At 33.2% G+C, this 25680-nt stretch carries 15 protein-coding genes, 2 tRNA genes and 3 pseudogenes; 10 read left to right on the plus strand and 10 right to left on the minus strand.

Going from position 1 to position 25680, the window contains the following annotated elements:
• Positions 1-87: 87 nt before the first annotated feature.
• Positions 88-4476 carry a DNA polymerase III subunit alpha gene (gene dnaE / locus L3X37_RS03780; protein ID WP_237238842.1) on the plus strand — a complete coding sequence of 1463 codons (4389 nt, stop codon included), beginning with the start codon at positions 88-90 and terminating at the stop codon, positions 4474-4476.
• Between the two features lie 66 nt (positions 4477-4542).
• Positions 4543-5673, plus strand: coding sequence for a 2-amino-4-hydroxy-6-hydroxymethyldihydropteridine diphosphokinase (gene folK, locus L3X37_RS03785; RefSeq protein ID WP_237238843.1), 1131 nt, complete (start codon positions 4543-4545; stop codon positions 5671-5673).
• Between the two features lie 145 nt (positions 5674-5818).
• Here folK and L3X37_RS03790 read toward each other — a convergent pair whose 3' ends face one another.
• Complete coding sequence (locus L3X37_RS03790) at positions 5819-6478, minus strand: class I SAM-dependent methyltransferase (protein WP_237238844.1); 660 nt, start codon at positions 6476-6478, stop codon at positions 5819-5821.
• Positions 6479-6527: 49 nt separating this feature from the next.
• Positions 6528-7064, minus strand: coding sequence for an RNA methyltransferase (locus L3X37_RS03795; protein WP_237238845.1), 537 nt, complete (start codon positions 7062-7064; stop codon positions 6528-6530).
• A 163-nt stretch (positions 7065-7227) separates the two neighbouring features.
• Here L3X37_RS03795 and mutS point away from each other — a divergent pair, with 163 nt between their 5' ends.
• The 3 genes from mutS to L3X37_RS03810 all read left to right on the plus strand — a co-directional run bounded on the left by mutS (position 7228) and on the right by L3X37_RS03810 (position 10120).
• Positions 7228-9840: a DNA mismatch repair protein MutS gene (mutS, locus tag L3X37_RS03800; RefSeq protein ID WP_237238846.1), complete on the plus strand. Its 2613-nt coding sequence runs from the start codon at positions 7228-7230 to the stop codon at positions 9838-9840.
• Between the two features lie 98 nt (positions 9841-9938).
• Positions 9939-10010, plus strand: a tRNA-Gly gene (locus tag L3X37_RS03805).
• Between the two features lie 26 nt (positions 10011-10036).
• A tRNA-Leu gene (locus tag L3X37_RS03810) sits at positions 10037-10120 on the plus strand.
• Positions 10121-10446: 326 nt separating this feature from the next.
• On the opposite strand, the gene L3X37_RS03815 is transcribed toward L3X37_RS03810, so the two are convergent.
• Positions 10447-11562 (minus strand): ISAs1 family transposase, encoded by a 1116-nt coding sequence (locus tag L3X37_RS03815; RefSeq protein WP_237238847.1) that lies wholly within the window; start codon positions 11560-11562, stop codon positions 10447-10449.
• A gap of 136 nt (positions 11563-11698) precedes the next feature.
• On the opposite strand from L3X37_RS03815, the pseudogene L3X37_RS03820 reads away from it, so the two are divergent.
• The 5 genes and pseudogenes from L3X37_RS03820 to L3X37_RS03840 form a co-directional block, all read left to right on the plus strand.
• A pseudogene (locus tag L3X37_RS03820) lies at positions 11699-12127 on the plus strand (5-deoxy-glucuronate isomerase); the annotation flags it as partial.
• A 3-nt stretch (positions 12128-12130) separates the two neighbouring features.
• Positions 12131-12925, plus strand: a complete 795-nt coding sequence (locus L3X37_RS03825) for a gluconate 5-dehydrogenase (protein WP_237238848.1) — start codon at positions 12131-12133, stop codon at positions 12923-12925.
• A 2-nt stretch (positions 12926-12927) separates the two neighbouring features.
• On the plus strand, positions 12928-14088 hold the full coding sequence (locus L3X37_RS03830) for a BT3233 family polysaccharide utilization protein (protein WP_237238849.1): 1161 nt from the start codon (positions 12928-12930) through the stop codon (positions 14086-14088).
• A 522-nt stretch (positions 14089-14610) separates the two neighbouring features.
• Positions 14611-15360 carry a T9SS type A sorting domain-containing protein gene (locus tag L3X37_RS03835; protein WP_237238850.1) on the plus strand — a complete coding sequence of 250 codons (750 nt, stop codon included), beginning with the start codon at positions 14611-14613 and terminating at the stop codon, positions 15358-15360.
• Between the two features lie 133 nt (positions 15361-15493).
• Positions 15494-16366, plus strand: coding sequence for an AraC family transcriptional regulator (locus L3X37_RS03840; RefSeq protein WP_237238851.1), 873 nt, complete (start codon positions 15494-15496; stop codon positions 16364-16366).
• On the opposite strand, the pseudogene L3X37_RS03845 reads toward L3X37_RS03840, so the two are convergent.
• From L3X37_RS03845 to L3X37_RS03875, 7 genes and pseudogenes are all read right to left on the minus strand, one after another.
• Positions 16347-16577 (minus strand): annotated as a pseudogene (locus tag L3X37_RS03845) (SMP-30/gluconolactonase/LRE family protein); the annotation flags it as partial. The gene L3X37_RS03840 and the pseudogene L3X37_RS03845 sit on opposite strands and share 20 nt — an antisense overlap.
• A 476-nt stretch (positions 16578-17053) precedes the next feature.
• On the minus strand, positions 17054-17839 hold the full coding sequence (locus L3X37_RS03850; RefSeq protein ID WP_237238853.1) for an SDR family NAD(P)-dependent oxidoreductase: 786 nt from the start codon (positions 17837-17839) through the stop codon (positions 17054-17056).
• An 18-nt stretch (positions 17840-17857) separates the two neighbouring features.
• Positions 17858-19018, minus strand: a complete 1161-nt coding sequence (locus L3X37_RS03855; RefSeq protein ID WP_237238854.1) for a mandelate racemase/muconate lactonizing enzyme family protein — start codon at positions 19016-19018, stop codon at positions 17858-17860.
• A gap of 205 nt (positions 19019-19223) precedes the next feature.
• Positions 19224-19919 (minus strand): RraA family protein, encoded by a 696-nt coding sequence (locus L3X37_RS03860; protein ID WP_237238855.1) that lies wholly within the window; start codon positions 19917-19919, stop codon positions 19224-19226.
• 53 nt (positions 19920-19972) lie between these two features.
• A complete protein-coding gene (locus L3X37_RS03865) occupies positions 19973-21532 on the minus strand; it encodes a sodium:solute symporter family transporter (RefSeq protein ID WP_237238856.1) in 1560 nt (519 codons plus the stop codon).
• 151 nt (positions 21533-21683) lie between these two features.
• The gene (locus tag L3X37_RS03870) at positions 21684-24683 is read right to left on the minus strand and encodes a glycoside hydrolase family 2 protein (RefSeq protein WP_237238857.1); all 3000 of its coding nucleotides are present in this window, start codon (positions 24681-24683) and stop codon (positions 21684-21686) included.
• A 682-nt stretch (positions 24684-25365) separates the two neighbouring features.
• Positions 25366-25680, minus strand: a pseudogene (locus tag L3X37_RS03875) (arylsulfatase); the annotation flags it as partial.

Here is a 25680-nt window from a genome sequence, read left to right on the forward strand (position 1 = left end):
CGTTAAAAAAGTATAAATTCTACGTATTTTTATAAGCTCGTTATTTGCGATTGAACAAATAAATGCAGCAACAAATAAACATAAAGCATGTACTTAATTTTTGATACAGAAACCACGGGATTACCAAAGCGCTGGGACGCACCCATTACCGATACCGATAATTGGCCAAGGTGTATACAGATTGCATGGCAATTACACGATGCTATGGGTAATTGTATTGAAAGTCAAGATTATTTGGTGCAACCAGACGGTTTTAACATACCTTATGATGCTGAAAAAATTCACGGCATTTCAACCGAATTAGCACAAGAGCAAGGTGTTCCGCTAATAGAGGTTTTAGAAAAATTTAATGAGGCATTAAGTAAAACCAAATTTGTGGTTGGGCAGAACGTAAAGTTCGATTTAAATATAATGGGTGCCGAATTTGTACGTGGCGATGTTGTAAACCCACTACAAGAATTACCCGTTTTAGACACTTGTACAGAGCATACCGCAAGTTTATGCCAAATTCCTGGTGGGCGCTATGGTAAGTTTAAGTTGCCAACATTAACCGAGCTTCATGAGTTTTTATTTGATATCCCTTTTGCCGAAGCACATAATGCCACTGCCGATGTTGAAGCAACAACACGTTGTTTTTTCGAATTGATTAGATTGGGAAAATATACCAAAGAACAGCTTGATGTTGAGCCTGATTATTTTCAAAAATTTAAAGAGGTCAACCCCAAAACTATTCAGCTTATAGGATTAAAGCATATCAATTTAAAAAAAGAAAGTGCTAGAATTAACGAGCGTTTAAAGCAGACTCAAACTACTAATATTTCATCATCAGAAATTAAACAAAATGTTTCGATTTTAGAAGATTTCGATTTTGTTCATTTACATAACCATTCGCAGTTTTCAGTTTTACAATCTACTATGAGTGTGTCTGATATTGTATCGGCAGCAGCCGGATACAATATGCCAGCTGTAGCATTAACAGATCATGCTAATATGATGGGGGCATTTCATTTTGTAAATGCTGTAAATAAGCACAATAGTGGTGTTAAAGCTAAAATTAAGGCAGCACTAGAAACTGGAGAAAATGTTGCAGTTAAAGAAATAAAGCCTATTATTGGTTGCGAGTTTTTTGTGTGTGAAAACCATTTAGATAAAACTAGAAAAGACAATGGTTATCAAATCGTGCTTTTAGCAAAAAACAAAAATGGCTATCATAATCTGGCAAAATTATCGTCGCATGCATTTGTTGATGGGTTTTATTATTTACCACGAATTGATAAAAACCTCATTCAAAAATATAAACAAGATTTAATTTGTTTAACAGGAAATTTATATGGCGAAGTTCCAAGTAAAGTTTTAAACATTGGTAAAAATCAAGCTGAAGAAGCATTGCTTTGGTGGAAAAATGAATTTGAAGATGATTTGTATGTCGAGTTAATGCGCCATAATCAAGAAGATGAAAATCGAGTAAACCCTACTTTAATTCAACTTGCTAAAAAGCATAATGTTAAATTAATAGCTACTAATAATACCTATTACCAAAATCAAGATGATGCTAATGCACATGATATTTTACTTTGTGTGAAAGATGGCGAAAAGCAAGCTACACCAATAGGTCGTGGACGAGGCTACAGGTACGGGTTGCCCAACCAAGAATACTATTTTAAATCATCAGAAGAGATGAAACAATTGTTTCAGGATACGCCTGAAGCTATTTTAAATGTACAAGATATTGTAGATAAAGTTGAGGCGTTTCAATTAGCCCGCGATGTGTTATTGCCAGCCTTTGATATTCCAGACGAATTTAAATGCGAAGACGATTTAGTTGATGGTGGCAAGCGTGGAGAAAATGCCTATTTAAAGCATTTGGTATATGAAGGCGCAAAAAAACGTTATGGTGAAAACTTTTCAGAAGATATTAAAGAACGTATCGATTTTGAGTTAAGTGTTATTGAAAATACAGGCTATCCTGGATATTTTTTAATAGTTGAAGATTTTATTCGCGAAGCTCGAAATATGGATGTTTCTGTTGGTCCAGGTCGTGGTTCAGCAGCAGGTTCTGTGGCGGCTTATTGTCTTTGGATTACCAATATTGATCCGCTAAAGTACGATTTGCTTTTTGAGCGTTTCTTAAATCCAGACCGTATTAGTATGCCCGATATTGATATTGATTTTGATGATGAAGGACGAAGTCGAGTAATGGATTACGTGATAAAAAAATACGGGAGTAATCAAGTGGCGCAAATTATTACTTATGGTACTATGGCAGCAAAATCTTCAATTCGAGATACAGCTCGAGTTTTAGATTTGCCTTTATTTGATGCCGATAGGATTGCCAAATTAATCCCAACCATGTCTAAACTAGGAAAGATTTTTGGTTTAGATGAAAAGGAATTAGCCAAAAAATTTAGAGCCGAAGATTTAGAAAAAGTCAATCAGCTTTTAAATATATCTGAAGGCGAAGACTTAGAAGCAGAAACTGTAAATACTGCAAGAGCATTAGAAGGCTCTGTTCGTAATACGGGCATTCATGCCTGCGGTGTTATTATAACGCCAGATGACATTACTAAGTTTGTTCCTGTTGCCACAGCCAAAGATTCAGATTTATATGTTACGCAATTTGATAACTCTGTAGTTGAAGATGCGGGATTATTAAAGATGGATTTTTTAGGGTTAAAAACCTTAACCTTAATAAAGGATACCGTGAAAATTGTAAAAGCAAAACACGATATTCAGCTCGATCCAGAAAACTTTCCGCTAGACGATGAAGAAACCTATGCGTTATTTCAACGTGGCGAAACCGTTGGAGTATTTCAATACGAATCTCCTGGCATGCAAAAACATCTTCGAGATTTAAAACCAACGGTGTTTGAAGATTTAATTGCGATGAATGCTTTGTATCGTCCAGGTCCTATGGAATATATTCCGAGTTTCGTTCGCAGAAAACATGGCGATGAAGAAATAGAGTACGATTTGCCCGCCATGGAAGAGTATTTAAAGGAAACTTACGGTATTACAGTCTATCAGGAGCAGGTAATGTTGCTGTCGCAAAAATTAGCAGGATTTACCAAAGGTGAAGCTGATGTATTGCGTAAGGCAATGGGTAAAAAGCAGATTGCTGTACTCGATAAAATGAAACCTAAATTTATTGAACAGGCAAGTGCAAATGGACATGATGCGAAAGTTTTAGAAAAGGTTTGGAAAGACTGGGAAGCTTTTGCAAGTTACGCATTTAATAAATCCCACTCTACATGTTATGCGTGGATTGCTTATCAAACAGCTTATTTAAAAGCGCATTATCCAGCAGAATATATGGCAGCCGTTTTATCAAACAACATGAACGATATTAAACAAGTAACTTTCTTTATGGAAGAGTGCAAACGAATGAAATTAAACGTTCTTGGACCCGATGTAAATGAAAGTTACTATAAGTTTTCGGTAAATCAAGATAATGCGGTGCGTTTTGGAATGGGTGCTATAAAAGGTGTTGGTCATGGTGCAGTTATGACAATCGTTGAGAATAGAAAAAAAGATGGACATTATAAGTCTATTTTTGACTTAGCGAAACGAATCGATTTGCGCGCAGCTAATAAAAAAGCATTCCAAAATTTAGCACTAGCAGGAGGTTTTGATTGCTTTAGTGGTACGCATCGTGCACAATATTTTTATGATGAAGGCGATGGTATTGCCTTTTTAGAAAAAGCTATAAAGTTTGGAAACAAATTTCAAGAAAATGAAAACTCTGCACAAGTAAGTTTGTTTGGAGCTGCTAGCGATGTGCAGATTGCCGAACCTCAAGTGCCTCCATGCGAAGAGTGGGGAACCATGGAAAAACTAGCTCAAGAAAGGGAGGTAGTTGGTATTTATATATCTGGGCATCCGCTCGACGATTTTAAAACAGAAATGAAAACCTTTTGTAATGCTACTGTTGCGATGTTTAATAATTTAGAACCTTATGTAAATAGAGAACTTGTTTTTGGAGGCGTAGTAACCGATGTGCAACACAGAGTAAGTAAACAAGGTAAAGGCTGGGCATTATTTACGGTAGAAGATTACACTGATAGCTTTGAGTTTAGAATTTTTGGAGAAGAGTATTTAAAGTTTCGTCATTTTTTAATGAAAAACAATTTTGTGTTTGTAAAAACCTTTGTGCGTGAAGGTTGGGTAAATAAAGATACAAGTAAAAAGAGCGATCCAAGATTGCAGTTTAATAGTTTTCAGTTATTACATGATGTTATGGAAAATTACACAAAAAAACTGTCTATACAAGTTGATATTAACGATTTAAATGAACAAAAAATTATAGCCTTAAAAGAATTATTAAACATGCATCCAGGAAATCAAGTTCTTAACTTTTTAGTGTACGATACCAAAGAAAAAATTAAATTAATAATGCCAAGTAGAAAGCAAAAAGTAAAAGTGAGTCAAGAGCTTTTAAACGAATTAGAAGCGCAAGATGTTAAGTTTAAGTTGAATTAAGCAGATTGATATTCTAAACAATAAATATCAAGTAAACCGTTTACTTTTTCTTATTTTACCTCCATAATGTTAAAACCAACTACATTTTATATTGCATTAGGCAGTAATAAAGGCGATAAATTCAAGAATTTACAAACAGCCATTGATGCCATATATGTAAAAATAGGGCATATTAAACTTATTTCTAAAGTTTATAAATCGCCTGCTTTTGGTTTTGAGAGTGATGATTTTTTAAATTGTTGTTTGGTTTTAGAATCTCAATTAAAACCAAAACAAGTATTAAAAGAATTGCTGGCAATTGAGACTGCGTTAGGACGTAAACGAAAAAAAGGCAAAGGTTACGAAGCGAGGATTATTGATTTAGATATTGTTTTTGCTGAAGATAAAATTATCGATACAAAAACGCTGCAAGTACCACATCCTGAAATGGAAAAACGCCTATTTGTTTTACAACCTTTAAATGATATTGCCTCCAAAATTAAACACACAAAACTAGATAAAAAAGTTTCAGCTTTACTTGAAGAATGTGAAGATAAATCAGTTTTAGAACCGATTAAAATTTGGCTAAAAAACCCAAGTAAACAATATCATTTTTCAAAATTCAATTACATTGCTATTGAAGGAAATATAGGTGCAGGAAAAACAAGTTTGGCGACTAAAATGGCATACGATTTTAATGCAAAATTAATTTTGGAGCGTTTTGCTGATAATCCGTTTTTGCCAAAGTTTTATGAGGATGTAAACCGCTATGCTTTTACTTTAGAAATGTCGTTTTTAGCAGATCGATACCAGCAAATATCTGACGATTTATCACAACTTGATTTGTTTAAAGATTTTATTGTAAGCGATTACGATGTGTTTAAGTCATTGATTTTTTCAAAAATCACATTAAATGAAGATGAGTTTAATTTGTATAGAAAGTTATTTTATTTGATGTATAAAGATTTAAAAAAGCCTGAATTATATATCTATTTATATCAAAACACTGAACAATTACAGCAAAACATTAAAAAACGCGGACGTGATTACGAGCAAAATATTAAAGATGATTATCTAGAAAAAATCAATGCTGGATATTTAGAGTTTTTAAAAACTCAAAACGATTTTAATGTAAAGATTATAGATATTTCTAATAGAGACTTTATTAAAAATCGAGATGATTATTTATGGCTTTTGGGTGAGATTTTCAGGAAGTAATTTTGGAGTTAAGCTTATTTGATTTTAGATGTAAATCAGTTTCAATACTTCGACTGCGGCTCAATAAAGGTGTTTCATTTTCAACAATAAGGGAAGATCGGTTTTATTAGGTTTAGAATCATGTTAAACTGTAAAACTAAACTTTTTAAAACACTTCAAATAATATAGTTGCAATTCGTCCTTTATTATTCTCTAAAACACACTCATCTAGTTGCTTTTTATCTTTAACCTTAAAATTAAAAGGAGGCTTTAAAATATTAACACCACTATTTTGTTTTAACCGAATACCTTGTCCAGAAATAAGGTCTTTGTTTGGAGTAAAATTACCTAAAGGTATATGCTCGGTTAAAATTACATATTTATAGTTTTTCAATTTGTTAACTATATTCTTTATTTCTGCATTAGATAAATGTTGTAATACTTGGCGTAGAATGATGCAGTCTGCTTTAGGTAATTCATCTTTTGCAAGATCTAAACAACGAAAGTCTAATTTTATCGCGTTAAATTTTTTTTTGTTTCTTTCAATTAATGCTTCAACAATATCAACGCCAATATATTTTTTTGTGTATTCAACCAGATGTTTTCCAATATTAAAATCACCACAGCCTAAGTCGCAAATTATTGGAAGTTCTTCAAAAGATTTTAAAAACGTTTTTATAGCTTTTAAATATGGCTTTACAATTTTTGGATGATGTGAACCTTCGCCAGAATAAAAATCAAAGTCTTTCCCTCCCCAAAGGTTCATCTCATAAATCTGAGTCATCACATCTTTTGTTTGCCAGGGTTTTTTGACTTTTTTTGCCATATTCTATGAGATTTCTCGACTGCGCTCGAAATGACAGCAAAGTATTATTCTAACTTCTAACTTCTAACTTCGAAAACACATCCCAAACCACGATGCCACAACTCACAGAAATATTCAAAGAATGTTTGGTGCCAAATTGTGGTATTTCAATAACAACGTCGCTTGCAGAAACCACATCTTGAGATACACCTTTTACTTCGTTACCAAAAATTAGAGCGTATTTAGTGTTTGATTCAATGTTAAAATTGTTAAGCATGGTAGCATTTTTAGCTTGTTCAATAGAACACACTTTAACGTTATTAGTTTGCATGCGTTTAACCAAATCTAGTGTGTTTTCAACATATTCCCAATCTACAGTATCTGTGCTTCCCAATGCCGTTTTATGAATGTCTTTATGAGGTGGCGTTGCCGTTATACCACAGAGATAGATTTTTTCAATTAAAAAAGCATCACTTGTTCTAAACACCGAACCAATATTGTTTAAACTCCTAATATTATCCAATATAACAATTATTGGTGTTTTTTTAGCTGTTTTAAATCCATCAACGCTTAATCTGTCTAATTCACTATTTTTAAGTTTTCGCATCTTGTTATTGTTGAAATCTCGTTCTAATTGTAGATAACTTCTAAAAAATCAGGTTAAAAAAACATGAAATTAATAGTACATTGCATGCTACAATTTTGGTAAAAATAATACTAAAAAATGATATCGTCATTGAGATTTCTATCTTTATAGGAATGACAAAAACATGGAGAAAAAAGCAAAAAAAATAACACCTTTAATGAAACAATACAATGCTATTAAAGCTAAGTATCCTGATGCTTTGTTGTTGTTTCGGGTAGGTGATTTTTACGAAACCTTTGGAAGTGATGCTGTAAAAGCTGCAGGAATTTTAGGCATTATTTTAACCAAACGAGGAGCGGGAAGTGAAAGCGAAACAGCGTTGGCAGGATTTCCGCACCATTCTCTAAACACCTATTTGCCAAAATTAGTAAAAGCAGGTGAGCGCGTTGCAATTTGCGACCAATTAGAAGACCCTAAACAAACCAAAACCATTGTAAAACGTGGGGTAACCGAATTAGTAACACCTGGTGTGGCTTTAAATGATGAGGTTTTAGTTTCAAAATCGAATAACTTTTTGTGTTCTGTATATTTTGATAAAAATCACATAGGTATTTCGTTTTTAGATATTTCTACTGGAGAGTTTTTAACGTCGCAAGGAAATGCGGAATACATTGATAAGTTGCTTCAAAATTTTAGTCCAAGCGAAGTGCTAGTGTCTAAACAAAAGCGAACGCTTTTTAATGAAACTTTTGGGAGTGATTTTCATTCCTTTTATTTGGAAGATTGGGTGTATCAAAACGATTATGCTTACGAAATTTTAACCAAACATTTCGATACAAAAACATTAAAAGGCTTTGGTGTTGAAGATTTATATGAAGGTATCATTGCGTCAGGTTCCATTCTGCATTATTTAGGTGAAACGCAACATCATAAATTGCAACACATTGCATCTATTTCTAGAATTGCTGAAGATGATTATGTTTGGATGGATAAATTTACTATCAGAAATTTAGAACTTTACAATTCTACTAATAACAATGCGGTAACACTTTTAAATGTTATTGATAAAACCATCTCGCCAATGGGTGGGCGGTTGTTAAAACGTTGGTTGGCTTTACCCCTTAAAAATGTTAAAAAAATAAAGCAACGTCATGAGGTAGTCGATTTTCTTACAAAAAAAGATGTGGTACTTCAAAAGGTTCAAAACCACATTAAACATATTGGAGATTTAGAACGTTTAATTTCAAAAACTGCTACAGGAAAAGTGAAACCTCACGAGGTTATTCAACTTAAAAAATCTTTAGAAGCAATTGTGCCAATTAAAAGCATTGCTTCAAACTCTGAAAATGAATCATTAAGAATTATTGGAGATAATCTTCAAAGCTGCGATGTACTTCGAGAGAAAATCAAACAAACTCTTAATGAAGATGCTCCAGTTAATGTTTTAAAAGGGAACACTATTGCTACTGGTTATTCTTCGGAATTGGATGAGTTAAGAGGTTTGTCAAAATCTGGAAAAGATTACTTGGATAATATGTTAGAACGCGAAAGTGAGCGTACAGGTATCACTTCGCTAAAAATTGCTTCAAATAATGTTTTTGGGTATTATATTGAAGTTCGTAACACACATAAAGACAAAGTTCCTGAAGAATGGATACGTAAACAAACTTTAGTAAGCGCAGAGCGTTATATAACTGAAGAACTCAAAGAATATGAAGCAAAAATTTTAGGTGCTGAAGAACGTATCCTATCAATAGAACAGCAGTTGTTTTCTGAATTGGTGGTTTGGATGAATCAATACATTAAGGCGGTACAACAAAATGCCTATTTAATCGGTCAACTAGATTGTTTATGTGGGTTTTCTCAATTGGCAAAAGATAATAATTACATCTATCCTACAATAGATGATTCCTTTGATTTAGATATTAAAGATGGTCGGCATCCTGTTATTGAAAAACAATTACCAATTGGTGAAGCCTATATTGCTAATGATGTTTTTTTAGATAGAACAACGCAACAAATTATCATGATTACAGGGCCAAATATGTCTGGTAAATCGGCTATTTTACGTCAAACTGCTTTAATTGTTTTGTTGGCTCAAATAGGAAGTTTTGTGCCTGCTAAAGACGCTAGGATTGGTTTGGTAGATAAAATGTTTACAAGAGTTGGTGCTAGTGATAATATTTCAATGGGAGAATCTACCTTTATGGTTGAGATGAATGAAACAGCTTCTATTTTAAATAATATTTCAGATAGAAGTTTAGTGTTGTTAGATGAGATTGGAAGAGGTACAAGTACCTATGATGGAATTTCCATTGCTTGGGCAATTAGTGAATACCTTCATGAACATCCTGCAAAACCAAAAACCTTATTTGCTACACATTACCATGAGCTTAATGAAATGAGTGAAACTTTTACCCGCATTAAAAACTTCAATGTATCTGTAAAAGAATTAAAAGACAACGTGTTATTTTTAAGAAAACTTGTTGCAGGTGGTAGCGCTCATAGTTTTGGTATTCATGTTGCTAAAATGGCTGGTATGCCACAACAAGTTTTACGACGAGCAAATAAAATTTTAGAAAAATTAGAAAAATCGCATTCTAGTGAAGAACTTACAGACAAGGTAAAAACCTTAAATGATGATTTGCAATTAAGTTTTTTTAATCTTGATGACCCACTTTTAGAAAACATTAGAGATGAAATTCTTCATACAGATATTGACACCCTTACACCAGTAGAAGCACTTATGAAACTTAATGAAATTAAGCGCATGTTGGTTAAGAAAAAACAAGCCTAAATAATATTTTTATTTATTTTTGTAAAAGGCTTTGCAATTCCTAGAAATATTTTAAATTTGCATCCGCAATCAAGAGGTTGTACGTTCATTATAAAACTGCGAAAGTAGCTCAGGGGTAGAGCATCACCTTGCCAAGGTGAGGGTCGCGGGTTCAAATCCCGTCTTTCGCTCTGAAACTTTCTTAAAATATACCAATGCTGAAGTGGTGGAATTGGTAGACACGTTGGACTTAAAATCCAATGTCCATTAGGACGTACGGGTTCAAGTCCCGTCTTCAGTACAAAGCCTTTACAAGATTATTTCTTATAAAGGCTTTTTTTATTCTCCTAAAACATACCTAAAACAATCCTTAATAACCTTAGTGTTTCTTAAGTATAAAATTTTTTTATGTGTCCGGACACATGTTTTATTATATTTGCTCTTGCAAATGAAAAATTATAAATAAAATAGAAACATCCATGATTAATATTTAATCACACAACCAAATGATTATTTAGGATGTTACATGTGACCGTTGAATAACAATAAATATAAACAAAAGAAAACAAAATACGAAACACGTTATGCATCAAGTCCACAAGGCATAAAATCCTCAGGGCAAACGCATTAAACTTTCATTAGATTTAATACTTTAATGAGGTAATGATTGTCCCATCCAGCCTTTAGTCTTCTGCTTTTGACTCCCACTTTGCTTGATTTTTCATTTTTCAATAGATTCAATGCTATTTTGTTTAAAATAGAGAAGTTTTGCGATGCATTTCCGACTCTTTTTCTAGAGGCATCTTCAGAGAAAGCCACATCTAATGTCCAATGAAGTTTGTTTTCAATTCCCCAATGCGAACGAATGGCTTTTTGAAAATCTTCTGGATTAGCATACAAACTAGATATGTAATATCGTGTAGCTTTTTCTATGGATTTGTCGGAGTTTTTAAACTCACGAGTACTTTCAATTTTTATAAGGGTTGTTAAGTTTTTCCATTTATTATTGTCCTCAGTAAATTTAAAATCTGTAATAATACTACATATTCTGGTTTCAATCCTACCATGGTCTAATTCATTAGATAAATGAGTTAGTATGTGTTTTCCAAATCTAAATTCATCTTCGAGATCTTGATATAACTGGGCTTGGTTTTCTTTTACTGCTAGTATGTAATCTGCTTTTTTGTCAATTATTTTTGTTGCTATCTCTCTTTGACATCCCATAGCATCGATCGTTACAATGGTATCTTCTATTGATAAAACTTCTAATAACTTTGGGATAGCTGTAATTTCATTAGACTTTTCAGAGACTTTCACTTGTTCCAAAACAACATTGTTATCATTGGCCCAAGCACTAACCATGTGAACTGGAGATTTTTTACCGTTAGACTTCGCTCCTCTAATGGTTTTACCATCTATGGCTATAATTTCTTTAGGATTAAGTTGTGCTAGGATACTGACCCATTCAATAAAGCAAGTTTCAAACTCATTGCTGTTTATATTAGAAAATACACGATTAAAAGTATCATGTGATGGAATTCCATTAGGTAATTCCAGAAAGGTTCGCAAAAATTCTTCTTTTGCACAGGCATAGTCTTCCATTTCATTCCACAATTCTGCACCACAAATCACCGAAATAATGCCAATGAGAAGGATGCTTTCTAAATCGTAAAGTTGCTTGTGGGAGCGTCTAAAGTCGGGTATTTGACCAAATATAGTCCTTAGTTTGTTTGTTGTTTTCAAATTACATAAAATATTGATTATCAATATAATATACAAATATCTTATATAAAAAGCAACAATTAAATCATTGGTTTTTAGATAATTATCAAAGCCTGATGGCTATAAAATGTGAACATTTCTTAATGCGTTTGCCCTGTACCCTAATAAGAAAATTGGAATTAATGATGTTGAAGTTATAGAGCTAGGTGCTCCTGAAACAGCAAATGCGCGTACTTTAAGAAAGTATATTGTAAACAGTGTTGTTGATGTTTGCCAATTGCAAATGGGAATGACTACTTTAAAATTAGGAAGTTCTTGGAATACTATGCTTGCCCATGTGCATGACAGACGAATGGAAGTTTATTTTTATTTTGAAATTCCAGAAGACCAAGCGGTATGTCATTTTATGGGGCAGCCACAGGAAACAAGACATATTTGGATGCAAAACCACCAAGCGGTAATATCTCCACCATGGTCTATACACTCTGGATCTGGAACTTCAAATTATACTTTTATTTGGGGTATGGCTGGTGAAAATTTAGATTACAGTGATATGGATGTTGCGAAAATAACAGAATTACGATAAATTATGAGTCTATCATTATTTGATATTAAAGGGAAAAATGCCTTAGTAACAGGAAGTACACATGGTTTAGGTATGGCCATGGCCAGAGGTTTGGGTTTAGCAGGTGCTACAATTATTGTAAATGGTAATTCATCTCAAGATAAAATCGATAAGGCTGTTGCCCAATATAAGAGAGAAGGTATTAATGCTGTGGGCTACAAGTTTAATGTCGCCAATGAAGATGAGGTTATTGCTGCCATTTCAAAAATTCAGGAAGAGGTCGGACAAATAGATATTTTAATAAATAATGCCGGTATTATTAAGCGTACGCCACTTATTGAAATGGAGGTTGAAGACTTCAAGCAAGTTATTGATATCGATTTGGTAAGTCCGTTTATAGTATCAAAACACGTGGTGCCAGGTATGATTAAACGTAAGTCTGGTAAAGTAATTAATATTTGTTCTATGATGAGTGAGTTAGGTCGTAACAGTGTTGGTGCTTATGCCGCTGCTAAAGGTGGTTTAAAAATGTTGACTCAAAATATGGCTACCGAATGGGCAAAACATAATATCCAAGTAAATGGTATTGGTCCAGGATACTTTGCAACTTCACAAACAGCTCCAATTCGTGTGGATGGTCATCCATTTAATGATTTTATTATAAACAGAACACCCGCTGCCAAATGGGGAGATCCAGACGATTTAGCCGGTGCAGCAATATTTTTATCATCAAAAGCTAGTGACTTTGTAAATGGCCAAGTAGTTTATGTTGATGGTGGTATTTTGGCAACTATTGGGAAACCTTCAAACGAAGATTAATTATGAAAAAAGTAACCCTGTTTTCAGCCCTGAGCGTACTACTGTGTTTTTTTGGATGCGGTCAAGCAAAGGAGCATGTAATAACTATTGAGAATTCTTTAGATATAGCACGTTCTTTTGAAACAATAGAAATCAACGCTTCTGATTTACCATTAAATGAAGGTGAAGCTTTTGAAAACTTGTCGGTAAAAGATTTAAAAACCAATACTATTGTAGTGTCTCAATTTGTAGATACCGATGAAGATGGAAAGGTAGATATGTTATTGTTTCAACTAGAAATTGAAGCCAATAGCTCGAAGCAATATAAGCTTCTTGTCGTTGATGAATCGCAAAAACCAGAAACAGTAGACTATTGTTACTCAAGATTTGTTCCTGAAAGAACGGATGATTATGCTTGGGAAAATAATAAAGTAGGATTTAGAACTTTTGGGCCAACAGCCCAAAAAATGGTTGAAGATTCAATTAAAGGTGGAACGCTTTCTAGTGGCATTGATGCTTGGTTAAAGCGTGTAGAATATCCAATAATTAATAAATGGTATGCCGAAGATCAAAAAGAAAAGGGCGCATATCATAAAGATAAAGGAGAGGGTTTAGATAATTTTCATGTTGGCGTATCTCGTGGTGTTGGAGGAGTTGCTGTAAAATCAGATTCAGTTTATCATTTTTCAAAAAACTTCACAACTTGGAAAACCATTACTACGGGACCTATTCGAACTAGTTTTGTTTTAGAATATGCCAATTGGAATGCTAATGGCAAAACGATTTCAGAAACCAAACATATATCTTTAGATTATGGTAATAATTTGTCAAAGTTTGAAGTAGCACTTTCTGGAACTGAAAGCGTTCATGTAGGTTTAACACTTCACGAAAAAGATGGAGTAGATACGCAAAATCAAGACTCGGGTTGGGTATCGTATTGGCAACCACATGAAGATTCTCAATTGGGTACAGCCATTGTAGTTCCAAAGGGAAGCTTCATATCTTCAACTTTATATGATACCCCTTTAAAAGACCGAAGTAACCTTTTTGCTGAAGTAAAAGTTAATAATGGTATTGCAACCTATTATGCTGGATTTGGTTGGGAAAAAGCAGGAGAGTTTACCTCAAAAGAGTCATGGAATAGTTATCTAAAAAGTTTTTCAAAAAAAATAACAACCCATTAGAAATTAAGAAACTAAAATAAAACTCCCTGCTAAATTAGTATTAGACTGGCAGTTCACTTAAGTTATTTGTCATTTGTATACATACTTTATGCTATAAACTATCATAAAAATAGTTAGTTTGATTTATACTTTTGTGCAAAAATAAAGATGTTTTGATAAGATATTTGGTGAAATCAATTGGATAGGATAAGATTAGTTCTTAGAAAACAAAATGGGGAAATTTTGGGAACAAGTTAATGTAATTGAGAGTTTTTCCAGTTTATTCTACTAAGTATTGCCTGAAATTTTCTGAATTAACGATGTCAATAGATAGTAACGTTCTTTTAGGAGGCTCTTTATCAAACAATAAAATTAGCCGCATACAACTCTCATCTTTTTGTCTAGTTTTTTGTTGCAAGTTCAATCTATTTTTGCCTTTTTTTCAATACATGGAAGATATAACTAAATCAAAAAATCAACCAATTTATTGGGTTTTTGGTTTCCGTTTCAGAAAACCGTATTTTTGTCAGTAGTGCATATATTATGAAAAATAATATTAATTATTTAATTTTAGTAAGTCTAATTTTTGCTAACAGTTTTGCTCAAGCAACCTTTGATTTTGAAAACATTGCAAGTTCTCAATTTGCTCAAACTTCTTTTTTACAAACTGTAAATTCTGTTACTTTAACAGTAAGTGGTGCTGACTTAAACAGTAATAATAACCCTACACATTTTGGTTCCTCCGGGGTTTTTATATACGGTTGGGATACTACTGCAGTAGTTACATTTACTTTTGGCACAGAAATAGACTTTGTATCTCTTATACTTGGTGGGTCTCTTTCTCATAATCAAACATATGGAATTTCTCATACAGGTGGTTCTGGTTCTTATTCAGATGTTTTTGTTAATTTAATAGGAGGGGTTCCTTCTAGTGTTCCGGTTGTGTTAAACTGGAGTGGGGTAACAAGTTTTACAGTTACAGAAACTACTAATACGGGGTCTAATCCTAGAATAGCTTTTGATAATATAGTAACAGTACCTCTTAATACTTTATCACTAGAAAATAATACATCATTACAATCCATAAAAATTCACCCAAATCCATCAAGTGATTATATACAGGTAAGCGGGTTAACTTCTGAAAAAAAATACACTATTTATAATAATCTAGGAAAAGAAGTTAAAAAGGGTATCATTTCTAATAATCAAAAAAGTGATATAAATTATTTGCCTATTGGATTGTATTTTTTACAATTAGACAACCAAAAAGTATTTAAGTTTATTAAAGAATAAAGATGCTTATGAAATTTATAATAGATTAATTAACACCCAATCAGATATTTAAGTAAAGGTTGTAATACCAATTTAATGCTCTGAGTTACCAATTACATTCTCTATATTAGCATAATTAATATACTTATTAATAATGAAAGCAAATTTTAGAAAAATAAAAACCTCCCCTGAGCAAGCTTTTCTTATTAGAAAAGACGAACGAATACATTTTTATGACGATTGGCATTTTCATGAAATGCTTGAACTGGTAGTAATATTAAAAGGAAAAGGGCAACGTTCTATTGGTGATTCCATTGAATCATTCTCAAAAGGAGATGTTATTTTATTAGGCTCAAAGCTCCCTCATGTTTGGAGAAGTAATCCTCCAAAGAATTTAAATGATGTTAAATCGAAATGTGTCTCAATCATAATACAGTTCCCTCCAAACTTTATTGGATCCTCATTTTTAAATTTGTCTGAGTCAAAAAAACTCAACGAACTTTTTAAAAATGCGGAAATGGGTATTTCTTTTATTAATAATACTTCCAAAATATTAATTAAGAAAGTGAAAAAGTTAATTCTTTTAAAGGGTATGGCGCGAATTGTATTATTTCTAGAAATTTTACATATAGCTTCAATTTCTAAAGAATACAGATTATTGGCATCCCCATTATTTAAAGAAACCATATTTAAAAGTGATTTAAAAATTAATAAGGTTTTTGAATTTGTGATGGATAATTTTTCTAACCCTATAACTTTAGATGAAGTAGCCAAAGTAGGCCTGATGAATAAAACTGCTTTTTGCAGGTATTTTAAAAATAGGACCAATAAAACTTTTACAGGTTTTTTGAATGAAATTAGAATAGGCTATGCCTGCAAATTAATCCAAGAGGAAAAATACAGCCTAAAAGAAGCAGCATATTTAAGTGGCTATAATAGTCCATCTCATTTCAATAAACAGTTTCATCGTATTAAAAATATGTCTCCATCAGATTTCTTAAACAACATTAAAGAAATTCAAAGCTAATTAGTTCACAAGGTTGATGGTAATTATCAGGTTTAAACCCCTTTACTTCTATTTGTATTGTAAATATATTTCCGCTATTTGGATATTTTTTCAATTCTAAAGCAGATAAACCTTCCCTAGCTGTAGTGATAAAAAGGGTATCTATATTTTCTCCTCCAAAAGCACATGAAGTTACATTAGGGGCATCTACCTCAATTTTATCTAGCAATTGTCCAGATTTAGGATCTCAACAAATAAAAGAATATCCTCCCCACATAGCGATCCATTAGTAAGCTCTATTATCAATAGTCATTCCATCTGGCGTTCCAAATTCTTTTGGAACTTCTATGGCTATCCTTTAGTTTGAAATCTCACTTTTTTTATTGAAATCAAAAGCATAAACTACATTTTCAAATGTATTTATATAAGACATGATTTTAGCATCTAAAGACTACATATAATTGAATTGCTATTTCATGATTTGTATTTGGTATATCACTCTCTAACATTCAACCTGTAAACTCATTATTTAAATAGCGTCCAATAACGGTATTTTTAAAAGGGTACACCTGGCAACATTGTATTGATCTATGTAATCAATATTGGTCTCTTTTGCTTGGTTTTTACAGGATAGACCTATGCAAAACACAACAAATAATAGTTTTTTTTAATCTTAAATTCATATTACTATATTTTTAAATTTCTACTTCAATCCTGCATCAAGGCTGATCGTCCACCATCGATAAGATAAGTGGTTCCTGAGATAAAGGCTGCTGCATCGGATGCTAAAAAAGCACATAAGGCACCTACTTCTTCTGCAGTCCCTATCCTTTTAACCGGATGTGTGTCTATAGTACGTTGACGTTCTTCTTCAGCATCTGGAAAACTATCAAACCATTTTTGATTGCCTTTAGTGTCTATAAACCCAGGAGCTATGCCAACTGTTCTAATCTTAGGCCCCCATTCTATAGCCAATGATTGAACCATACCTTTTATAGCGGTTTTGGCTATATTGTATGGGAAACATCCGGGTATTGTATAATCAGAATGGTTTGAGGTCATTATTAAGATAACACCCTTTCCACTTTTTTCAAGATGAGGTCTGCAAAGTTTGCTTATTTTCCAATGTGATTTTAAATTCAAATCCATATTGAATTCCCATTGTTCATCCGTACAATTTTCTGCCCCTTCAAATACATTGACTCCAGCATTGGATACCAAAATATCAATATTCCCAAAGGTTTCAATCGTTTTTTTAATTAATGCTTCTTGATCTTCAAATGATGTGATGTTAAGAGAAGTATATATTGCCTGAGTCCCTTCTTTTTCTGCGATATTAATAAAAGCTATTGCCCCTTCTGAATTTTTAGCAGAAAGCCCACAACCCGATACATTACAACCTGCTTTTGCCAACACTTTTGCAACCCCTTGCCCTAGGCCATTACTAACTCCTGTTACTAGAGCTGTTTTTCCTTTTAAATCAATGGTCAACATGGTATTTGTTTTTAATTGTTAGATATAAAACCCATCTCTGTGTTCTCTAATCCCTGGATGTTTTTCCATTTCTTCTTCAATCAAATCTACTCCTAAACCAGGTCTTTCACTTAGTATCAATTGTCCGTTTTGGATGTCTAAAGGATAATCGATTACGGTATCTCTCCAAAGTACATCTTTAAAAATAAATTCTTGTCTAAAGAAGTTCGGAATCGAAGCACAGACGTGTGCTGATGCTAAAGTGGATAGAGGGCCATTTGGATTGTGCGGGGCTATCATAACATTGTATGCTTCTGCCATGGTTGCCATACGCTTCATTTCCGAAGGGCCACCGCAACGCGTAATATCAGGCATAATTACATCACAAATATGTTTTTCTAAAATAGGACGAATAGCATGTCTTGTATAGTGCCTTTCTCCTACACATATAGAAACACTTGGATCTATGCGCTCTCTAAAAGCTCTCAATGTATCTGCACTTTCAGGACCTGCCGGCTCTTCGTACCAGGTAATGTCTAATTCTTTTAGACGCTTTGCCATTGTTACCGCTACTTTAAAATTAAGCATGGCATGGGTTTCAATCATGATATCCATGTCTTCTCCAACAGCTTCTCTTACAGCCTTACTTACATTAAAGGCTCTATTTTGTTGCAATTTTGAAAGTGATAAATTAGTATCCAAATCCTCTCCATAAAAATAGTTGGTATGGGCGAAAGGGTCGAATTTTAACCCTGTAAAACCTGCTGCTTTTACTTCTTTGGCTTGCTTAACGTAATCAGCTTCGTTATGCCCTCCTCCTGTGAACCAATAATTAGCATATAATTGAATTTTAGTTCTAAAAGACCCTCCTAATAAATCATATACAGGTATTCCTAGTGCCTTCCCTTTAAGGTCCAACAATGCCATGTCAATCCCAGAAATAGCACACATACTTGCTCCATAAGGCCCTATCCAGTTTAAGTCTCTGTACAATTTTGTCCAGATAAAATCTGTCCTCATAGGGTCTAACCCAATAATTCTTTGTCCTAATTCTTTGACTGCACTTTCAATTATTTGACTGCCTGGCCAGTTAGTCGCCTCCCCAACTCCTGTTACACCCTCATCTGTATATATTTTTAATAGTGTCCAGTTGTACTTGACTCCTTCTACAAGCCATACTTTCACGTCTGTTATCTTCATCTTTTTTATTTAAAAAATTTTATCTATTGTTAGCTTCAAAGTTTCCTTTAGACCGGTATATTTAGTAATGATTTTCCACACTTCTATGGATTTACCAACAAAGAGTTCTAAATCATAGCTTCTTAATAGCGTCGAGCAATTTATATTTTTCTTTTACATTCATGATTTTTTTTATAATGGTTAAGACTTACTCTTTATGGATTCATTACATGATTTGATACTTATCCCAAGCATCTAAGGCGCTCATACCATTTTGAATGGCTTTTAAAACTGTTTTTTCACCCCTAGCTTTTTCAAATGCTCTTAAGAACACGTCTTTCTCATGTTCTTTTGGAACTACGCATACTCCATCAATATCTCCCACAATAATATCTCCTGGATTTATTCTAATTCCATTCATTTCAATTGGCACTCTAAAATCTATCACTTTTCCTCTAGGTCCTTGGTCTTGTGCATAATTTCCATAAGAGAAAATGGGCAAATCCAATTCTAGCATCCCAAAGGTATCTCTAGAATAACCATTGGCTATTGCCCCGGCAGCTCCTAATGTTTTTGCTCTAGTCATCATAAGTTCTCCAAGTAGTGCATAATTTGGAGAAGCCCCAGAACAGATATATACTTCATTTTTTTTTAAATCGTCTAAAGCTTCTAGCATAAGACCAAATGGTTTTGACATTAATGGATTTTGACTTCCTATGCTTAATTCTTCAAATGTGTCTGCTTCTAGAACTGGCATAGCACGTCCTATTAAAAACATATCGTCTTTTAAAGGCTGTATTTGAGGGGGCAAAAATTGATGTAATAACATCATTTTATCCATGGCATCACCTACAACTGCCGTAAATAATTCTTTTTTTGCTGCTGCAAATAATTCATCGTCATTTTTCCAAAATTTATTCATTAATTTTTCTTTTAGTTCTTGTGTTTATAATAATAAAAATCCCTCTTTGTTGTTTACCAAAATGTATAGTAAAGCAATGCTAGAAATGCGCATATCAGAATAGAGACCACATTAAATAGTGTTTTAGTTTTGTATATTCCTTTATTTATTTTAATGAGGTTGTTACTTTTCCCTCCTTTAAATAGTGAAATTGATATCAAAACAACTGATAGTATTAAAAATGAAATACCCATTCTATCTAAAAAAGGCAAATTTTCTATTGTTATATCTAATAATACGGAAACAGGAATGGTTAAAATTACTGTCCATAAAGCTCCGCTTGAATTTGCCTTTTTCCAAAATAATCCAAATAGGAAAACGACAACTATTCCTGGAGTTACCATACCTGTAAAGTCTTGGATGAATTGAAAAGCTTGTTCTAAAGATGATAGTAATGGTGCGACAAGTACGGCTATAAGCAAAGACAACGCACTCATTATTCTACCTACTACAACCAACTTGGTATCTGTTGCTGTTTTGTTAAATATGGGTTTATATATATCGAAAGTAAAAATGGTAGATGCACTGGTAACCATGGAGCTTAATGAGGATACGATAGCTGCTATTAATGCAGCAAATGCCAATCCTTTAAATCCTGATGGAATGAATGAATTAAGTAACCATGGATAAGCTTCGTCTGGCTTATCGATACCTGCATCTAAAACAAAGGCAGCAATACCAGGCAACACCACAATTAAAGGAATAAATAATTTTAAAAACGCAGCAAACACCATTCCTTTTTGAGCTTCACCTATGCTTTTGGCTGCTAACGAGCGCTGAATGATGTATTGGTTACAACCAAAATAAGCAATATTTGCTACCCAAATCCCTCCCAATATCACTCCAATTCCTGGTAAATATTTATAATTCGGATCAGATTTACTAAGAATTAAATCAAATTTCTCTGGTGCATTTTCATACAAGATTTGAAGTCCTGAAAAAATGTCGAAAGAATTGCTAATGGCTTTGATAGCAAAAAAGGTTGTCATTAAACCACCAAAAACCAAAAAGATAACTTGAATAACATCTGTGTATGCTACGGCTTTTAAACCTCCAATTACCGCATATAATCCTGACAAAACGGCTAAGACCAAAATCCATTGCATAAGAGATAAGCCTAAAAACCCTTGTAAAACCAAAGCTCCTAGATAAAATACAGAAGATAAATTAACAAACCAATAAACGAGTAGCCAAAAAACAGCTAAACTAATTCTTAATCTCGAATCGTATCTCCTTTCTAAAAATCCGGGCATTGTATAAATGCCATTTTTCAAATAAATAGGTAAAAAATATTTTGCAACTATTAATAAACCAAGAGCTCCCAACCATTCATATGTTGCTATTCCTAATCCAATGGCATAACCAGAACCTGTCATTCCAATAAACTGCTCTGCAGAAATATTTGCAGCAATTACAGAAGATCCTATTACCCACCATGGCAAAGTGTTTCCAGCAAAAAAGTAGTCTTTCGAAGATTGTTTTTTCTTAATAAAAAACGTAACTCCTAAGCCTATTGCTAAAACCAATAAAAAATAACTTACAAAAATAATTATATCTAAAGTAGAAAGATTCATTCATGTTTTTTTTAATGATACATCAAATATATGCGGCCACTTATATATTAACTTGCTATAAATTCCCCATAACATCCTCTATATTTGCTAAAAATATCACATAGCAAGTTATTCAGCAATTATACTACGAATCAAACTATTCCCTATAGTATTAAAAACTGAGCCTTAATTCAACTTTATTTTTATATGCGCCTTTTAATAGGATATTTTTTTGATAATTACCCCATGACAGACCGGGATAATCAAGCTCATTATTGATGTGTAAATTAATATTCCCATTTATCTTTTCTATTCTACACGATTTATCAGCATTTCCGCCTACAACAAGGCTTCCTAGATGACCTAAGTATAATTTAAAGGTTCGGATATTTTCTTTTGATGATCGTGCTATGTGTGTTAATGCACCAACTTGTTCTTTATCAACTCCATGGTAATAAAAGCTTTTGGTATCGTATTGCCAATCTTTTTGGGGTGCTTCCCTGTACTTATTTTGTATATTCGAATAAAGAGTTGTTTTTCCTTCTATAGCAGACATATGATTAGCTGGATAAACCCCCCAATAAGCGTCTCTTTTCCATGAAAGTGAATCGACCACGTTGTCAATAGCATAACTTATGCCCAACTCGCGAATAAACTCTTCTGGCATTTTTTGTATTTGATATTCAGTAAGAATACTTGCATCTGGAAATACCCTAGTTACTAGCTTCACATTCTGTAAACTATCATAGCTTCCAGAATTTATAATTTCTATATGAGTATCCTTTTTTGTCACTGACATAGATTTTAAATTCCAATTTTTGCTATAGTTATTAACTTCATAAATGGAAAACTTCACTTCTTTCCCCCTAGTTAACAGATTAAGGTATGGCCCTGAAAAATTCATTTTATTGTCCTTAACATATGCTTTTGTAAATAATCCTGTATTCTTATCGAGTTTAAATTCTACATTATTTTCACACACAATAGTATAATAGTCTTTACTTTCTTTAATATCTATACGTGTTCCTTTTGAAATGGGAGTTTCTATTTTTTTCTCATTTTCTATGTTCAAGCAGTAGGTATCTACTAAGTGATTTTTACTATCTTTAAAATTTATGATAATAGAAAATTTATGACCTTGGAAATCTATTGGGATTTGTATTTTCCCTTTGGTATGTGCAGGAATGTTTGGACTTTTTAATGTTTTTAGTTTGCCATTAATTGTGTATTGTATACTTAATTCATTTAAGTTAGTATGATCATACCGATTATAAATAGGTACGTCTAAAGACGAACCTTGTTTTATGTTTTTATACTCTTTTTTTAGTATTCTTACTGGTGAATATGCTTTTTTGGTATTCCAAAATTCAGGTTTTTTTCTACGCCAAGTATCAACTATACCCCATTCGCCAAAACCAACAGTGGGTCCTGAATATGGTTCTATATCAGGATCACCTTTTACAGTGCCCCACCAGTCTCCATAACCAGGAAGATTTTTTGGTAACATAAAAGTTTCGTCTATCATCCCCCATATAGCCCCTCCAAGGCCACCATCAGCATCATAGGTTTTTTGCCACATGGTATCTAAAGAAATACCCCAAAACTCACGGATATTAGGGTCAGATTTCACATCTTTTGTATAGCATGGTACGTGTGCCCATTCATCAAAGATCACGGGCTTATCTGCTTGACCAAATCCTCTGATTACAAATTGTTCGTAATTCTCATTTCCATTTGTATCGGGGTAGTGTTCACTAATAAGGTCATAAGAGCTTATACCTTTTGGAACGTGTTCTGGATAGCTAAAAATGATTGGACGTGTATTGTCTGTTTTTTTCACCCAATCATAGGATGCCTGAAAGTTATTACCAAATTTGTTTTCATTTCCAATGGACCAGAATATAATTGAGGGGTAATTACGGTGGTTCGTCACCATTTCTTTTAATTGGGAAAAGTACCTTTCTGTATATGCTGGATCATCTTGCGTTACGTGGGGTTTATAGTTTTCACGACGCCACGAGTCAACAAAACAAACAGGTGTTTCATCTTCTACATAAATACCATATTCGTCACATAATTGTAGAAAATATTCTGTAGGCGGGTAGTGAGATGCTCTTATGAAGTTCATATTGGCTTCTTTGGCAAGCAATACATCCTTCTTATCATATTCTGGTGTAGATACTCTACCTAGCATGGGATGAACATCATGACGGTTTGCTCCTCTTAGTTTTATTTGTTTCCCATTTACTAAAAACCTATTACCAAGAACTTCAATCTCTCTAAAGCCTACGTTATAAGATTTACTCCATATTACGCTTTCGTTCTCTACTACACTAAGCTTAAGTTTGTATAAATTTGGATGTTCTGCATCCCATTTCAATGGACTGACAATGTGATTTTCAATATCAAATTGACCATTAGATATAATTTGAGACGGTATTTTAAGCTCAATTTCCTTATTTTGATTATTAAATAGGGCAAGCTTAATTATTATATTTTCATCTGTTGTAGCATGGGTTATGCCTCTAATTCGAAGAGTAGCGTCTCTGTATTGTGGATCTAAATCTGTGGTAATAACTACTTGATCGGGGTAGTTATGCGGCAAGGCCATTAATTTAACATCTCTTAATATACCACCTATTTCGTGCTTTGCATAGCCTGATGCATAGGATATCTCATCCCGTTTATCCACTACTTCCATGTGTAAAGTAGCTGTATCTCCTACTTGTACATAGGGTGTAATGTCACACTCCCAACTTGTAAATCCTCCAGAATGGTCTCGAATGTAATGACCGTTTACCCAAACTTTTGCGTAACTATATACTCCATCAAATTTTATTATAATTGTTTTCCCTTTGTAATCCGAAGGAATATAAATTCGCTTTTTATATGCAAAAGATTCATCATGCTTAATGGGAATACCTTGCATCATGCATTCACCTGGCACTAATATTTCTTTCCACTCCTTATTTGTCACTGTGTCTTTCCAAAAACTGTTTGAGGGAGTCGTGTTTATTTTCCATTTTCCGTTTAGGGAAATTATTGGCTCTGCAACCCCATGCACATAATACGCTGGCAAATCTTGTTGCTTGCAACCAGTAATTAATAGTATTCCAAATAAAAAAGGAATAAATACCGTTTTTAGTGGTCTGTTATAATTTAGTTTGATCATTTTGGTTTACTTATTTAAGAATAAAATAACTTTTAAAAACAACTGTATATTAGCTCTCTATGTAATAGCAAATCTACATTATCGTTTATATGTTAACTTGCTGTAAATTCCTCATTAGCTCCTCTATATTTGCTAAAAAACACCCTGTAGTAAGTTATTTAGCAAAAACAATAAAAATATTATTTTGTTGTTTTATGGCATTAAACACCTAGGAACGACTTTCCGTTCCTTTTTATATTTTTTGCCCTATTTCTTAAATAACCAACCTCCCAGACTTCTATCAACAAACTAATAGGTTTAAATTAGCTGCAACTCACGTGAACAGATTTCCAATCCGTTAAAGGTAAAATACAGATAGGTTTTTAGATTAAAAAAATGAAATCCAACACTTTAATTTACTAAAAATCTATCTTTTTTAATAATGAAATACCTCTAAAGATTAATCGAACTCAGATAAATAGTAATTTTTACAAAGCAAGCTTCGAGGTATGTATCCTATAGTGAATCAATTAAACCCAAATTACGCATTAAGAATTTCGAGGGGGTAAATGTTTTTGAATGTTTTGATATTGTTGAATTTCACATTATCCTTAAAATTTATACTGAATATCAATAATAGAAGCAAAAGTCCACACGCCCACAATTCTTATAAATAACCTCCTATCCACAGATTGGTGAATTCTTATTCATCTATCCAGTGTATTTGTTTCCAATCATCGGCTCTATCGTTTTGTTGTGGAACACCTGGAGTACTTCTTCCATCTAAAATATATTTGGCAAGAAGTGTTTTGAGTTCTTGTGCCTTTTCTGTGTTTTCCGCCTGTAAGTTGTTTTCTTCAGAAGGATCGTTTTTTAAGTTATAAAGCTGAATGGGCGGTAAAGTTGCGATGACAGCTGAATCTCTCCTTGGCCGTGGAAAACTCCAACCTCCAGAGCTTGGACACATGATTAATTTCCAATCGCCTTTTCGAATTGCAAACTCACCATCAATTGAATG

It is taken from the genome of Wocania arenilitoris (assembly GCF_021728535.1).
Taxonomy (GTDB): Bacteria; Bacteroidota; Bacteroidia; order Flavobacteriales; family Flavobacteriaceae; genus Wocania_A; species Wocania_A arenilitoris.